Source organism: Bradyrhizobium viridifuturi, from assembly GCF_001238275.1.
Taxonomy (GTDB): Bacteria; Pseudomonadota; Alphaproteobacteria; order Rhizobiales; family Xanthobacteraceae; genus Bradyrhizobium; species Bradyrhizobium viridifuturi.
In genome coordinates this window covers 126,118-141,499 of the sequence record NZ_LGTB01000021.1, presented here as the reverse complement: position 1 = coordinate 141,499, position 15,382 = coordinate 126,118, and the positions used below count along the sequence as shown (strand labels likewise).

The window sequence follows — 15,382 nt, the reverse complement described above, 5'->3', positions numbered from 1 at the left end:
ACTCCGAGAGCGTATGCCGCATCGGGATCAGCGGCTTTTGCGGCGCGCGCTTCACGGTGGAGCGATAGTCCGGCGACAGCCGCGCCGGATGAGCCGCAAGCGATTGCAGCGGATACAACAAGGTCATGGCGAAGTCCTCCGCGGCCCACGCGCCCGGTGAGCTCACGTCAGATCATTATAGTGCATAACCAAATTGGGGAAGGGCTGTTTTCAGCCCTTCCAAGCCACTGGACTAATTCAACTTTTCGATGGCGACTGCGACGCCCTGGCCGACACCGACGCACATAGTTGCCAAGGCAAGCTTCCCGCCCCGCTTCTCCATGCCGTGCACGGCGGTCAGGACCAGCCGCGCGCCGCTCATGCCGAGCGGATGGCCGAGCGCAATCGCGCCGCCATGCGGATTGACGAAATCGGCGTCTTCCTTGACGCCGAGCTGGCGCAGGCAGGCGATGCCCTGCGAGGCGAAGGCCTCGTTGAGCTCGATCAAGTCGAAGTCCGACACCTTGATGCCGAGCCGCTCGACCAGCTTCCTGGTCGCCGGCACCGGGCCGATGCCCATGATGCGCGGCGGCACCGCGGCCGAGGCAAGGCCGAGGATCTTCGCGCGCGGCGTGAGGCCGTGCCGCTTCACGGCGGCTTCGGACGCGAGGATCATCGCAGCGGCGCCGTCGTTGACGCCCGATGCGTTGCCCGCGGTCACGGTGCCCGGATTGCGCACGATCGGCTTCAGCTTAGCGAGACCTTCGAGCGTGGTTTCGGGACGCGGGTGCTCGTCCTTGTCGACGGTGATCGGACCGGCCTTGCCGCCGGGCACCTGGATCGGGATGATCTCCTCGGCGAAATAGCCCGACGCGATCGCAGCACCGGCGCGCTGCTGCGAGCGGATCGCCATCGCATCCTGATCGGCGCGCGACACCTGGAATTCCTCGGCGACGTTCTCACCGGTTTCCGGCATCGCATCGACGCCGTACTGCGCCTTCATCAAGGGATTGATAAAGCGCCAGCCGATCGTGGTGTCGTAGATCTCGGACGAGCGCGAGAACGCTTCCGAAGCCTTGCCCATCACGAACGGCGCGCGCGTCATCGATTCGACGCCGCCTGCGATCGCGAAATCGATCTCGCCGGCGCGGATGGCGCGCCCCGCGGCACCGACCGCATCGAGGCCCGAGGCGCAGAGCCGATTCAGGGTCTGGCCGGGAACCGACTCCGGCATGCCGGCAAGCAGGAGCGCCATGCGCGCGACGTTGCGATTGTCCTCGCCGGCCTGGTTGGCGCAGCCGAAATAGACCTCGTCGACCTCGTTCCAGTTGAGCGTCGGGTGCTTGGCCATCAGCGCCTTGATTGGGGCCGCGGCGAGATCGTCGGCGCGCACCTTGGCGAGCGAACCACCGAAACGGCCGATCGGGGTCCGGACGGCATCGCAAATGAACACATCACGCATTGAATCTCTCCCTGAATGCCGCGACTTAGGCGCTGGATCGGCTGGAACTTGAGACGGGTTTTAGGAGCGTGCCCGCGGCAGGTCAATTGACGCGGCTGCGCGCCCCGCACGCATTACCGTGAGGGCTGTCATAAAGGTACCGTGGACAGGGTGGAAAACCCCGGCTTCGCGGATAGGACCGCGCGGCGAAATTCTGTAGCTTCCCGGCCCTCATGACCATTCAGCAGCCGATCCCCGTTCCGCCCGAAGCCACTCCCGCCGAGGCGCCGTCGCGCGTCACGCCGATGATGGAACAGTATCTGGAGATCAAGACCGCCCATCCCGGCCTGCTGCTGTTCTACCGAATGGGCGACTTCTACGAGCTGTTCTTCGAGGACGCCGAGATCGCCTCGAAGACGCTCGGCATCGTGCTGACCAAGCGCGGCAAGCATCAGGGCATGGACATCCCGATGTGCGGCGTGCCGGTCGAGCGCTCCGAGGATTATCTGCATCGCCTGATCGGCGCCGGGCATCGCGTGGCGGTGTGCGAGCAGTCCGAGAATCCCGCCGAGGCCAAGGCCCGCGGCAACAAGAGCGTGGTCCGCCGCGGCGTGGTGCGGCTGGTGACGCCGGGCACGCTGACCGAGGACACGCTGCTCGACGCCCGCACCAACAATTATCTGATCGCGATCGCGCGGGCCCGCGGCTCGGCCGGCGCCGACCGGCTCGGGCTAGCCTGGATCGACATCTCGACCTCCGAATTCATGGTGACGGAATGTGCGACCGCGGAGCTTGCGGCGACGCTGGCGCGCATCAATCCGAACGAGGCGATCGTCACCGACGCGCTCTATAGCGACAATGAACTGGCGCCGACCCTGCGCGAGTTGCCGTCGGTGACGCCGCTGACCCGCGACGTGTTCGACAGCGCCACCGCCGAGCGGCGGCTGTGCGACTATTTCGCGGTCGCGACCATGGACGGGCTCTCGGCGATGTCGCGGCTGGAGGCAACGGCCGCCGCTGCCGCGGTGACCTATATCGACCGCACCCAGGTCGGCAAGCGTCCGCCCCTGTCGCCGCCGGCGCGCGAAGCCGCCGGCACCACGATGGCGATCGATCCCGCGACCCGCGCCAACCTCGAACTGACGCGAACGCTTGCCGGCGAGCGGCGCGGCTCGCTGCTCGATGCGATCGACTGCACCGTCACCGCGGTAGGCTCGCGCCTGCTGGCGCAGCGGCTTGCCGCGCCGCTGACCGATGTTGCCGTGATCGCGCGGCGGCTCGATGCGGTCTCCGCCTTCGTCGCGGACAGCGCAGCACGCGAGGACATCCGGACCGTGCTGCGCGCGGCGCCCGACATGTCGCGTGCACTGGCGCGGCTTTCGGTCGGCCGCGGCGGTCCGCGCGATCTCGCCAGCCTGCGCGACGGCATCCTTGCCGCCGACCAGGCGCTGGACCTGCTGGCGCAGCTTGCCGATCCGCCGGCCGAGGTTTCGACCGTGATGGCGGCCTTGCAGCGCCCCTCGCGCGACCTGGCGCAGGAATTTTCGCGCGCGCTCTCCGAGCAATTGCCGCTGATCAAGCGCGACGGCGGCTTCGTCCGCGAGGGCTATGAGGCCGCGCTCGACGAAAGCCGTAATTTGCGCGATGCCTCGCGCCTCGTCGTCGCCGCGATGCAGGCCCGCTATGCCGAGGACACCGGCATCAAGACGCTGAAGATCCGGCACAACAATGTGCTCGGCTTTTTCGTCGAGGTCACCGCACAGCACGGCGACAAGCTGTTCGCGCCGCCGCTGAATGCGACCTTCATCCATCGCCAGACGCTGGCCGGGCAGGTCCGCTTCACCACCGCAGAGCTCGGCGAGACCGAAGCCAAGATCGCCAATGCCGGCGAGCGTGCGCTCAATCTCGAGCTCGAGATCTTCGAACGGCTGAGCGCGCTGGCGCTCGCGGCGAGCGATAATCTGCGCAACGCCGCTCATGCCTTTGCGCTGCTCGACGTCGCGACCTCGCTGGCGAAGCTTGCGATCGACGACAATTACGTGCGGCCCGATGTCGACGGCTCGCTCGGCTTTGCGATCGAGGGCGGCCGCCATCCGGTGGTCGAGCAGGCGCTGAAGCGCGATGGCCAGCCGTTCATCGCCAATGCATGCGATCTGTCGCCGGCGCCGGGCCAGAAATCCGGCCAGCTCTGGCTGATCACCGGTCCGAACATGGCCGGTAAATCGACCTTCCTGCGCCAGAATGCGCTGATCGCGCTGCTTGCTCAGATCGGCAGCTATGTGCCGGCGTCGCGGGCGCGGCTCGGCATCGTCGATCGGCTGTTCTCGCGCGTCGGCGCAGCGGACGATCTGGCCCGCGGCCGCTCGACCTTCATGGTCGAGATGGTCGAGACCGCGGTGATCCTCAATCAGGCCAGCGAGCGGTCGCTCGTCATCCTCGACGAGATCGGCCGCGGTACCGCGACCTTCGACGGCCTGTCGATCGCCTGGGCCGCGATCGAGCACCTGCACGAGAGCAACCGCTGCCGCACGCTGTTTGCCACCCATTATCATGAGCTGACCGCGCTCTCGGCGAAACTGCCGCGGATGTTCAACGCCACGGTGCGGGTCAAGGAATGGCAGGGCGACGTCGTGTTCTTGCACGAGGTGCTGCCCGGCTCGGCCGACCGCTCTTATGGCATCCAGGTCGCCAAGCTCGCCGGCCTGCCGCCCGCCGTGATCACGCGCGCCAAATCGGTGCTGGCGAAACTGGAAGCGCAAGATCGCGGCCAGGCCGCCCGCGCTCTTGCAGACGACCTGCCGCTGTTCGCCGTCCCTTCCCGCGCCGCTGTCGAAGACAAGCCGCCGAGCGAGACTGATTTGCTGGTTGAGGCGGTGAAGGCGCTGCACCCCGACGAAATGTCGCCGCGCGAGGCGCTGGATGCGCTGTATGCATTGAGGGCGAAGCTGCCGAAGGAGTAGCTGCGTAGGATGGGTAGAGCGCAGCGAAACCCAGCGACTTTCCTCCGCACGGGGAGATGATGGGTTTCGCTGCGCTCCACCCATCCTACGCCTTCACTGCGTGCGGAGAGACCAGATCCCCGCTTTGCTCTGACGAGCAAAGCGACATCCCCTTTTTAAGGGGAGGTCTACGCCTTCGCGCTCTTTCTTCGCCCGAGCTGCCACAGCGCCAGATTCCAGATGATGCAGGTGGCGAGCGCACAGCAGAGGCCTACGGCAGAGCCGAATTGCAATACCGCGACATGCAGCACGGCGATGCCGAGGCCGAAGCCGAGCAGGCCCCAGGCGCTGTTGGCGAGCACGGCGGCGGTGGCGGGGCCGCCGATCCGCGGATGCAGGATCAGCATCATCGAGGAGAACACGATCGGGAACAGCGCGATCACGCCGGTGACCCGCGGACCAACCCAGGTCGAGGCGGTGACCACGGTGCCGACAAGGCTCGCGACCAGCGCGGCGCGCAGCGGAATGTCGTACCAGCGCCGCGCGATCAGCGGCATCTTGGCGACGTGGCGATAGGGCTTGAGCAGCGGAATGCAGATTGCGAACGCAATGGCGTTGAGGATCAGCCCGCCGGCGAGCGTCCAGGCGAACTGACGGATGATGGTGCCGAGCACGAGCCACAGCGCGATCGCGCTTCCCGCGCTGACCCACATGCTGAAGCGCTGCGCCAGCACGGCGTAGGTCAGGCCCATGAAGATCGTCGCCGCATTGACCGGCAGGCTCGACAGCGCGCCCTCGGCAATGAAGGCCGCGTCATGGTCGAGCGCAAGGAAGGTGTAGGACGGCCCGGCCGAGATCGGCAGGGTTGCGATCAGCGCACCGATCACCGGCCCCGACCGCTCCGTGATGATGGACGCTGAGACCACGAACGCGGCCGCTACCGCCATGCGCAGCACGAGGAGCAGGATGAAGTGGAGATCGGGGGACATTCTAAGTCGTCCCGGCGAAGGCCGGGACCCATAACCATGACTATTCGTGGGGAGCGAAAGCCGTTGGACAGCGAAGCTTGAATCGAGAAGACACGGCGTATGGGTCCCGGCTTTCGTGCGCATTTGCACACCGGGCCGGGACGACACCGGTGAAAAGCGGCTACACCCGCTGCATCGTCACCGACACTTTCGGGCCGTTCTTGATGGTCTGATAAACCACGCAGTAACGCTCGGTGAGTTTCAGCAGCAGGTCGAGCTTGTCCTGCGGCGCGTCGGTGCCGACGTCGAAGCGCAGGCGGATCTCGCGGAAGCCGACCGGGGCCTCCTTGTCGACGCCGAGCGTGCCGCGGAAGTCGAGATCGCCCTCGGCGAACACGTTGCCGACCTTCAACGGCACCTCGATCGCGGTCGCGACCGATTTCAGCGTCACCCCGGCACAGGCGACCAGCGCTTCCAGCAGCATGTCACCGGAGCAAAGCTCGAGCCCGGAGCCGCCGGTGGCGGGATGCAGGCCGGCGACCGCGAGCGCGCGGCCGGTCTCGACCTTGCAGGACAGGCTTTCATTGTCGATCGTGCCCTTGGCCTTCAACGTGATCACGGCGGCCTGGGGATCGGTCTTGTAACGCTCCTTGATCGGAGCCTGCATTGCGCGGAGTTCGGCGGAGTCCATGGGTCTGCTCCCGGCTGTTCTTCTTAGCCCTCGGATGTAAGGCCTTATGGCGCCGATGTCACCACCACATCGCCTCGCCGGCGCTCGATTTATCCGTGACGTCACGCACCGAGCGATCCAGCGAGCGGTCGAGCGCGGTCAGCACGCGGCGCTTGAACGTGTCGAACAGTTCCGATTTGCGGTCGCGCGGCCGCGCCAGATTGATGGTGATCTGCTCGAACAGCCGCCCCGGTCGCGGCCGCATCACCAGCACGCGGTCGGCCAGCACCACGGCCTCGTCGACATCATGGGTGACCAGCACCAAAGTCGGCCGCGTGTCGGCCCAGAGATCCAGCAAATGATCCTGCAGATCGCGCCGCGTGAAGGCATCGAGTGCCGAGAACGGCTCGTCGAGCAGCAGAACTTCCGGCTGCGGCACCAGCGCACGGGCGATCGCGACCCGCTGCGCCTGCCCGCCGGACAGTTCGCGCGGCCAGGCCGCAGCCTTGTCGGTGAGGCCAACGCGGGCCAGCGCGACTGCGATCCGCTCGCGCCTCGCCTGCGCCGAAAGGTCGGTGAGACCGAAGCCGATATTGTCGGCGACGCTGAGCCAGGGCAGCAGCCGTGGCTCCTGGAAGATGATGCCGATCTTGGCGTGCGGCGAGCTGATGACAGCATTGTCGAGCGTCACGTTGCCGGTGCTGGCGCGATCGAGGCCGGCGATGGCGCGCAGCAAGGTCGACTTGCCGCAACCGGAACCGCCGATGATGGCGATGATCTCACCGGGCGGGATTTCCGCCGAGAAGCGCTCCAGCGCGTGGACGCCATTCGGATAGGTCTTGCCGACTTCTTTCAGAGCGAGCATCAGGCCCCTCCCCGCGCACCGAACGCATCCTGCCAGCGCAATAGCGGCGCGGCCGCGACCTCGATCAGCCAGTCGGTGAGCTTGCCGAGGATCGCGAAGATCACGATCGCAGCAAGGATCTGCGCCGGCTTTCCGAGTTGCTGGCCGTCAAGCAGCAGATAGCCGAGACCTTCGGAGGCGCCAATCAATTCGGCCGCGACCACGAACATCCACCCCAGGCCAAGCCCGACCCGCAGCGCCACCACATAGGCCGGCAGCACCGCCGGCAACAGGATGCGGCGGATCATGGCCGGCCCGGACAGCCGGAACACACGGCCGACCTCGACGATCTTGCGATCGACCGACAGGATCGCGCCCATCACGCCGAGATAGATCGGAAAGAACACGCCGACCGCGATCAGCGCGACCTTCGAGGTCTCGAAGATGCCGAGCCAGAGCACGAACAGCGGCACCCAGGCGAGCGAGGGGATCGCGCGCAAGGCTTGCACCGTCGGATCAAGCAGCCGCTTGGCGAAATCCCAATAGCCGGAAATCGCCCCCATGATGGTGCCGGTGACGACGCCAAGCGCAAAGCCCGCGCCGACCCGCCACAAGGTCGCGAGGATATGGCGCGACAGCTCGCCGCTCCTGGCGAGCTCGACGATGGTCTGGAACACCTTTGACGGCGGCGGCACCAGCCGGCCGTTGGAGTAGCCGAGATAAACCACCAGCTCCCAGCCGAGCGCACACACCACCGGCACCAGAAGCCCGAGCGCGGGCCGCGCAAAGCGCGACCACCGCGCCGGCGCCGCACGCGGCGCGGCCGTCTGTTCCAGCGCGGGCAGGTCAACGCTCATGGCCATAGCAAGAACGACTCTTCAAGCGGGATTGCAAGGTGGAGGTGCCGCCGCTCTATCGCGCGTCGTCCCGGGCAAGCGAAGCGCGACCCGGGACCCATAACCAAGAAGCGTGTTGATGGAGCAGGCTGGAGCCACAGCGTCTTCCGGCAACAAGACCCTGTGGTTATGGGTCCCGGCTTTCGCCGGGACGACGAGGGCAGTTTGTCCGCGGAGTTAGTTGGAGGGCAACGGGACCTGATCGTCGATCAGCGCGTCCAGCGCGGCCTTCACGTCGGTCTTGGCATCGATCACGCCGGCCTGTTGCAGGGCGAGACCGGCCGCGAGGATCGACTCACGCTGGGGCGCGCCAATCCGGCTGTGGGTCAACTCGGTGCGCTCCTTGAGCTGCTTGTCGACCACGGCGTCCGGCAGTTTCGTTACCGCGATGAAGGTCTTCTTCAGCTCGTCATAGTTCGCGAGCGAATATTTCCGCGCCTCTTCATAAGTGGCGAGCACGCGGCGGACGATATCCGGATGCGCTTTCAGGAACGCCTCGCGGACATTGAGAATGCCCCAGGTGTTGGCGTCGGCCTTGCGGTAGAACAGCTTGGCGCCCTCCTCGACCTCGGCCTGCGCCATCATCGGGTCGAGACCGGCCCAGGCATCGACATCGCCGCGGATCAGCGCGGTCTTGCCGTCGGCGTGCTGCAACAGCACCGGGGTGATGTCCTTCTCAGTCAAACCGGCGCCGAGCAGCGCGCGGACCAGGAAGATGTGCGGGTCGGTGCCGCGGGTCACCGCCACGCGCTTGCCCTTGAGATCGGCGACCGAGGCGATCTTGGAGTCCTTGGTGGTGACCAGCGCGGTCCATTCGGGGCGCGAATAAACGTAGATCGACTTGATCGGGTTGCCGTTGATCCGGGCGACCAGAGCGGCCGAGCCCGCGGTCGAGCCGAGGTCGATCGACCCGGCGTTGAGGAATTCGAGCGCCTTGTTGGAGCCGGCCGACTGCACCCAGACGATGCTGATGCCGTCCTTGGCGAACTCCTTCTCCAGCAGGCCCTTCTGCTTCAGGACCATCGACACCGGATTGTAGGTCGCCCAGTCGATCCGGATCTCCTTCAGCGCGTCGGCGGCAAGCGCCGCGCCGGGCAGGAATGTCGAGACCGCGAGCAGCGCAGCGAACGCGCGCCGGGAAAATTTATGCATTCGTCGACCCCCTCGATCAGATTAAGAAACAATCTTTTATTTCAATGAGTTATCCTTGCGGTCAACGAGAAAATCTCTACCCTTTACGCGACGGCGCGAGAACGATCTTGCTCGAAGCGCCGCCAGGAAAGCATGGAGCTGCTGCCGTTATACTTTGGTCCGTGACAGCAACAGCTCCGTCCGATATCGGATGAACCTATGGACAGCGTCGTAGCCGAGGCCCGCCCTGAAGCGGACGATCGTTTCGAGACCGCGCGGATCACCGCGGCAGTCAATGCACTCGCAGAGCAACATGCCGGCCGCGAGGACCAGTTCCGCGCCGCGATGGCGCAACTGCTCAAGGCCGAACTGATCGCGGCGCGCGCCACGGCGCAGGCGCTGCTGCTGAAGGACCGTCATGGTCGCCGCTGCGCCGAACGGCTCTGCTTCGTGCAGGACGAGATCATCCGCATCCTCTATGCGGCGGCGACCCGGCATCTCTACCACTCGCCGATCCCGTCGGGCGCGGAACGCATGGCCGTGGTCGCGACCGGCGGCTATGGCCGCGGGCTGATGGCGCCGGAATCCGATATCGATCTGTTGTTCATCCTGCCCTACAAGCAAACCGCCTGGGGCGAGCAGGTCGCCGAAGCCATTCTCTATTGCCTGTGGGACATGGGGCTGAAGGTCGGCCACGCCACCCGCTCGGTCGATGAATCGATCCGCCAGGCGCGCGGCGACATGACGATCCGCACCGCGATCCTGGAGACGCGCTTTCTGACCGGCGACCAGCCGCTCTATGACGAGTTGGTCGATCGTTTCGACAAGGAAGTGGTGCAGGGCACTGCGTCGGAATTCGTTACCGCCAAGCTCGCCGAGCGCGAGGAGCGGCATCGCCGCGCCGGCCAGTCGCGCTATCTGGTCGAGCCCAACGTCAAGGACGGCAAGGGCGGCCTGCGCGACCTGCATACGCTGTTCTGGATCGCCAAATACGTCTATCGCGTGCGCGAGACCGACGAGCTGCTGGAACGCGGCGTATTCGACGCGCAGGAGTACCGCACTTTCCGCCGCTGCGCCGATTTCCTGTGGTCGGTGCGCTGCAATCTGCACTTCTTCGCCGGGCGCGCCGAGGAGCGGCTGTCGTTCGACATGCAGCGCGAGATCGCGGTCCGCCTCGGCTACACCTCGCATCCCGGCATGCAGGACGTCGAGCGCTTCATGAAGCACTACTTCCTGATCGCGAAGGACGTCGGCGACCTCACAGCGATCCTGTGCGCCAAGCTCGAGGAGGAGCACAACAAGCCGGCGCCGGTGCTGAGCCGGATGGTGGCGCGCTTCCGGCCCGGCACCAAGCGGCGGCGGGTCAACGGCAGCGACGATTTCATCGTCGACAACAACCGCATCAACCTCGCCGCGCCCGACGTGTTCAAGCACGATCCGGTCAATCTGATCCGGATCTTCCGTCTCGCGCAGCAGAACAACCTCGCCTTCCATCCCGACGCGATGCGCACGGTGACGCGCTCGCTGAAGCTGATCAACACCCAGCTCCGCGAGAACGACGAGGCCAATCGCCTGTTCATGGAGATCCTGACCTCCGACAATGCGGAGGTCGTGCTGCGGCGGATGAACGAGACCGGCGTGCTCGGCCAATTCATCCGCGCCTTCGGCAAGATCGTGTCGATGATGCAGTTCAACATGTACCACCACTATACGGTGGACGAGCACCTGCTGCGCTGCATCGGGTTCCTGCAGGACATCGAGCGCGGCGGCAACGAGGAATTCACGGTCGCCAGCGATCTGTTCCGCAAGATCCGTCCCGAGCACCGTCCGGTGATCTACATCGCGACGCTGTTGCACGATATCGCCAAGGGCCGCCCCGAGGACCATTCGATCGCCGGCGCCAAGGTGGCGCGGCGGCTGTGCCCGCGGCTCGGCTTCTCCGCCGCCGACACCGAGCTGGTGGCCTGGCTGATCGAGGAGCATCTGACGATGTCCACGGTGGCGCAATCGCGCGATTTGTCGGACCGCAAGACCATCGAGAATTTCGCCGCCGTTGTGCAGTCGGTCGAGCAGATGAAGCTGCTGACGATCCTGACCACCGCTGACATCCGCGGCGTCGGCCCCGGCGTGTGGAACGGCTGGAAGGCGCAGCTGTTGCGCACTCTGTATTACGAGACCGAGCCGGTCTTGACCGGCGGCTTCTCGGAAGTGAACCGCGCCCAGCGCATCGCGGTGGCGCAAGCCGAATTCCGCCGCGCCTTCACCGAATGGCCGGAGGCCGAACTCAACGCCTATATCGGCCGGCATTACCCGGCTACTGGCTCAAGGTCGAGCTGCCGCGCAAGATCCGCCAGGCGCGCTTCATCCGCGCCAGCGAGCAGGCCGGCCACAAGCTGGCGATCAATGTCGGCTTCGACGAGATCCGCGCCGTCACCGAGCTCACGATCCTGGCGACCGACCATCCCTGGCTGCTGTCGATCATCGCGGGCGCCTGCGCCTCCGCCGGCGCCAACATCGTCGACGCGCAGATCTACACCACGACCGACGGCCGCGCGCTCGACACCATCTCGATCTCGCGCGAATACGACCGCGACGAGGACGAGGGCCGCCGCGCCACAAGGATCGGCGAGATGATCGAGCACGTGCTGGAAGGCAAGCTCAGGCTGCCCGAGGCGGTGGCGAAGCGCGCGGTGCGCAGCAAGGCGCGACCGTTCATCGTCGAGCCCGAAGTGACCATCAACAACCAGTGGTCCGACCGCTACACCGTGATCGAGGTCTCCGGCCTCGACCGTCCCGGCCTGCTCTACCAGCTCACGACCGCGATCTCGAAGCTCAACCTCAACATCGCCTCCGCCCATGTCGCGACCTTCGGCGAACGCGCCCGCGACGTGTTCTATGTCACCGACCTGCTCGGCGCCCAGATCACCGCGCCGACCCGGCAGTCGGCGATCAAGAGCTCGCTGCTGCATCTGCTGTCGAGCGAGGACCAGGCGGCCAAACCGGCGGCGTAGGGACTTTTTCCCTCGTCATTCCGGGCTCGCGCTGCGCGAGCCCCGGAATGACGGGGGATGGGACTGTAGCCTAACCAAACAGCCGCATCAGCAGCGCCTTGCCGACCGGCGCGGCGCGCACGCCGTGGAAGGCTCGGACATATTCGCCGGCATAGAATGCGCGCACGACGTTGATCCGCGTCGCGACCGCGTCCTCGAAGCGGACGCCGAAGCCATCTCGGGTGCGACGGACCACGAGCGCGATGACATTCTGGCCGTAGACATTGCATTTGATCGAAACGCCGATCGCCGGCGGCGCCGGATCGATGAAGCGCGCGCCCGATATCGAGATGTCGGCCATCCGCACCAGCCGCGTCTCCGCACCTTCCTGAATCAGGATCGGCTCGTCGCGCTCGAAACGCTCCGCCTTGCGACGCCGCGGCTGCTCGATGCAGATGAAGCAGACGATCGCGAGCACGACGCAATTGTACAGGCTCCAAGCCAGCGCCAGCCCGCCATAGGCGATATTCTCGCCGCGCAGATGCAGGATGAATGCGTAGGCGATCGCGAACAGCGTGATCAGCAAGGCAGTGCCATAGAGCCGCAGCAACGGCCACTCGATGAAGCGGCGGTTGCGGTCGCCCCCCTTCGCCGTCACCTTGAACTTGTGGCCCTGCGGCTTGGCGAGCCCGGTCACGACCGCCTTCAGCACCGCGGGGGCGGCAATGTATTGCGAGACGTCGGTCATGATCGCGAGCGAGCGGCCGCGCGAGATCCAGGCCATCGTGAAGGCGTGCCAGACATAGAACGGCATGAAGTATTTCAGGAGCTCGAACAGGTCGGCGTGAACCGCCTTGATGTCGAACAGCAGATAGAGCCATGGCACGATCAGGCCAAGCACCTTGGTGCCGTAGACCGCCGCCCAGCTCATGAAGGCATCGACCAGCGACAGCCGGTCCATGAAGGCAAGCTTCGACTGCCGCGAGAACGGCCCGCTGCGGCCCCTGAAGATCTGCATGAAGCCGAGGCACCAGCGCCCGCGCTGGGTGATGTATTCCTTCAATCCCTCCGGTGCGAGGCCGATGGTCAGGCGCTCGTTGAGATAGACGGTGCGCAGACCCTTCTCCTTCAGGCGCAGCGTGACGAGGTAATCCTCCGTCACGGAATCGGTCGGGAAGCCGCCGATCTGCATCAGGCCGGAGAAACGGATCAGCGACGAGGTGCCGCAGCAGAACGCGGTGTCCCAGGCGTCCTTGGCCGGCATCAGGATGTCGAAGAAGAAACGCTGCTCGTCAGGCCACACGTCGGTGGCGGCGAGATTGGTCTGGATCGGATCCGGGTTGATGAAGTGCTGCGGCGTCTGCACGACGCCGACGGTGCCGTCCTGCATCAGGCTCATGGCCCGGGTCAGGAACTCCGGCATCGGGACAAAATCCGCATCGAGGATCGAGACGAACTCCGGCCGGTCCGGCAGGGCGGACACGTACTGGAGCGCATGATTGATGTTGCCGGCCTTGGCATGGCGGTTGTCCGGACGGGTCAGATAATTGCAGCCGAGTTCCTGGGCGAGTCGGCGCAGCCACAGCCTTCGTCCATCGTCGAGCACCCAGACGCGATAATTCGGATAATTGAGCCCGGTCGCACCGATGATGGTGCGCTCGAGGATCGCCTTCTCTTCGTTGTAGGTGCAGATGAAGACGTCGACGAGCGGCGCATCCGTCGACGTCTTGGATCGGCGCAGGATGGCATTGACCTCGGGCGAACGGTCGATGGTGCGACTGAGGAACAGCAGCGACAAGCACACTGCGATCATCGAGGCGGCCTCGGCCACCACGAAGGGATAGCCGACCAGCGCATCGGCGGTAAGTGCCAGCGGCGGCAGGGTCTGGGTCACCCGCCAGACGAAGTAATGCAGCAGCAGCAGGAACGACATGCCGGTCATCATGACGCGGGCCGGCGTCTGCTCGCGCCGGAGCAGGGGCAGGATCGCAAGGCAGGCGCCGAAGGCGACCAGCCCGGGCGCAAATGCCGCCATCATGGCTTTGCCGCATCCGTGTTGAACACCACCCGCCCGGTGCGGCCGACCGCGCATTCCTTGCCCGAGGTGTCGAGCTCCGGCATCGAGACCGTCACCCGATAAGGCTCCTTGTTCAGCGCATCCGGATTGATCGCGAGATTCGCGGGCGCGCCCGATGCGCCGGTGAGGTTGACGATCTCACCCTTGACCGCGGCGCTGCCGTCGTTCGGCTCGAAGCTCGCCTGCTCGCCGAGCTTGAGGCGATTGTAGACGCCCTCGGTGACGTTGGCGGTGACGACCGCGCCGCTGCAATCGAGCAGCTTGAGCAAGGGTTGCCCGGCCCGGACATCTTCGCCCGGCGACGTCATCATCTCCCAGATGCGACCGGCGACCGGCGCCCTGATGTCGGCTTCGGCCCGGTTGATGTAGTGCAGCTGCTCGGAGGCGATCTCGTGGGTCAGCCAGTCGATCTCCGCATCGGCATGCGCCAGATCGGCGCGCAGGTCGCTGACGCGCTGGCGCATCTCCTCTTCACGTTGCACGGAGCTCGGCCGGTCATTGTAGCTGTCGCCAAGATAGGTCCCGTTCCTGGCGGCCGTGAGTTCGACCTTGGCGGCGTCGAGGCGGCGCTGCGCGCCGATCTCGGTCTGCTGGGCGATCGACTGCTCACGCGTCAGCCGGGCCATTTCGACCGTCGAGACGCTGCCGGATTTGATCAGCGACGAGGCGCGCTCGACCGCGGCCGTCGCCTCCTCCCGCCGCGCGGCCGCAGCCTCGATCGCGGTCTGGATTTCGGCGATGCGCGCCTCGAGTTGGAGGATGCGGCCGTCGCGGAACTGACCGGCCTGGCGGGCGAGGTCCTGTTGCGCGGTCTCGGCGGCGGCGAGCTTGGCGGCCAGGCTCGGGCGCTCATTCTCCAGCCGCGACATCTGCCGCCGGAGATCGTCGAGCCGTACCCGATCGCCACGTGCATTGACGACGTGCAGGATCGTATCGCCCTCATGGACCACGCTGAGCTGCGTTGAGCCTTGCTGCGGCTTCGCGCTCACGGTGCCGTCGATCGGCGAGCGCAGGGTCACGATCCTGGCATTGACCACGGCCTCGACACTCGAGGTCTGCAGCACCGCTTTCAGCGGCAGCCACCCGAACACGGCAACGATCGCGAGGCCGATGCCGACCTTGAGCAGGCGCCGAACCCACCGGCCCGAGCCTGCGGGCGCGTCGGCGTGCGGAGCGCTATCGCCGGCGGGCTCGCTGACCGGCTCGTCGTGCGCCGGCTGCAGCCGATCCTGCAGATCGCGCTGCAATCCGCGTGCGCCCGCTTCCTCATCCCTGGTGACGGAAACATCGCCCTCGGAAGACGGCTTGTGCTGCTGTGCCTGATTCATGATGACCGGCCCCTGATCTGTCAGTGCGCGAACCAACGCACAGCTCACCGGAGCGATGCCGTTGCCGGACCGATCCAATAATCAGGTGCTTCAAAAGCGGCTAAAGCGAACGGAGCATC

Annotated in this window: 9 protein-coding genes and 2 pseudogenes; 2 read left to right on the top strand and 9 right to left on the bottom strand. The window is 66.0% G+C overall.

Going from position 1 to position 15,382, the window contains the following annotated elements; all coding sequences use genetic code 11:
• Together ALC15_RS20390 and pcaF are read right to left on the bottom strand one after the other, a co-directional pair.
• Window positions 1–127 (bottom strand): annotated as a pseudogene (locus tag ALC15_RS20390) (protocatechuate 3,4-dioxygenase subunit beta); the annotation flags it as partial.
• Between the two features lie 105 nt (window positions 128–232).
• A complete protein-coding gene (pcaF, locus tag ALC15_RS20385; protein ID WP_050628796.1) occupies window positions 233–1,441 on the bottom strand; it encodes a 3-oxoadipyl-CoA thiolase in 1,209 nt (402 codons plus the stop codon).
• Between the two features lie 212 nt (window positions 1,442–1,653).
• On the opposite strand from pcaF, the gene mutS reads away from it, so the two are divergent.
• A complete protein-coding gene (gene mutS, locus ALC15_RS20380) occupies window positions 1,654–4,380 on the top strand; it encodes a DNA mismatch repair protein MutS (RefSeq protein WP_050628795.1) in 2,727 nt (908 codons plus the stop codon).
• A 167-nt stretch (window positions 4,381–4,547) separates the two neighbouring features.
• Here mutS and ALC15_RS20375 read toward each other — a convergent pair whose 3' ends face one another.
• The 5 genes from ALC15_RS20375 to ALC15_RS20355 form a co-directional block, all read right to left on the bottom strand.
• Entirely contained in the window at window positions 4,548–5,348 is an 801-nt protein-coding gene (locus ALC15_RS20375) for a hypothetical protein (RefSeq protein WP_050628794.1), read from the bottom strand.
• 160 nt (window positions 5,349–5,508) lie between these two features.
• The gene (locus ALC15_RS20370) at window positions 5,509–6,018 is read right to left on the bottom strand and encodes an OsmC family protein (RefSeq protein WP_050628793.1); all 510 of its coding nucleotides are present in this window, start codon (window positions 6,016–6,018) and stop codon (window positions 5,509–5,511) included.
• Window positions 6,019–6,076: 58 nt separating this feature from the next.
• Window positions 6,077–6,862: an ABC transporter ATP-binding protein gene (locus ALC15_RS20365; protein WP_050628792.1), complete on the bottom strand. Its 786-nt coding sequence runs from the start codon at window positions 6,860–6,862 to the stop codon at window positions 6,077–6,079.
• Window positions 6,862–7,698, bottom strand: coding sequence for an ABC transporter permease (locus ALC15_RS20360; RefSeq protein WP_050628807.1), 837 nt, complete (start codon window positions 7,696–7,698; stop codon window positions 6,862–6,864). Before ALC15_RS20360 ends, ALC15_RS20365 begins: the two co-directional genes overlap by 1 nt.
• 216 nt (window positions 7,699–7,914) lie before the next feature.
• A complete protein-coding gene (locus ALC15_RS20355) occupies window positions 7,915–8,889 on the bottom strand; it encodes an aliphatic sulfonate ABC transporter substrate-binding protein (RefSeq protein WP_050628791.1) in 975 nt (324 codons plus the stop codon).
• Window positions 8,890–9,087: 198 nt separating this feature from the next.
• Between ALC15_RS20355 and ALC15_RS20350 the strand changes: the two are divergent.
• A pseudogene (locus ALC15_RS20350) lies at window positions 9,088–11,879 on the top strand ([protein-PII] uridylyltransferase).
• Window positions 11,880–11,949: 70 nt separating this feature from the next.
• On the opposite strand, the gene ALC15_RS20345 reads toward ALC15_RS20350, so the two are convergent.
• Window positions 11,950–13,896 (bottom strand): glycosyltransferase, encoded by a 1,947-nt coding sequence (locus ALC15_RS20345; protein ID WP_050628790.1) that lies wholly within the window; start codon window positions 13,894–13,896, stop codon window positions 11,950–11,952.
• The gene (locus tag ALC15_RS20340) at window positions 13,893–15,263 is read right to left on the bottom strand and encodes an HlyD family secretion protein (RefSeq protein WP_244486173.1); all 1,371 of its coding nucleotides are present in this window, start codon (window positions 15,261–15,263) and stop codon (window positions 13,893–13,895) included. Before ALC15_RS20340 ends, ALC15_RS20345 begins: the two co-directional genes overlap by 4 nt.
• Window positions 15,264–15,382 lie beyond the last annotated feature (119 nt).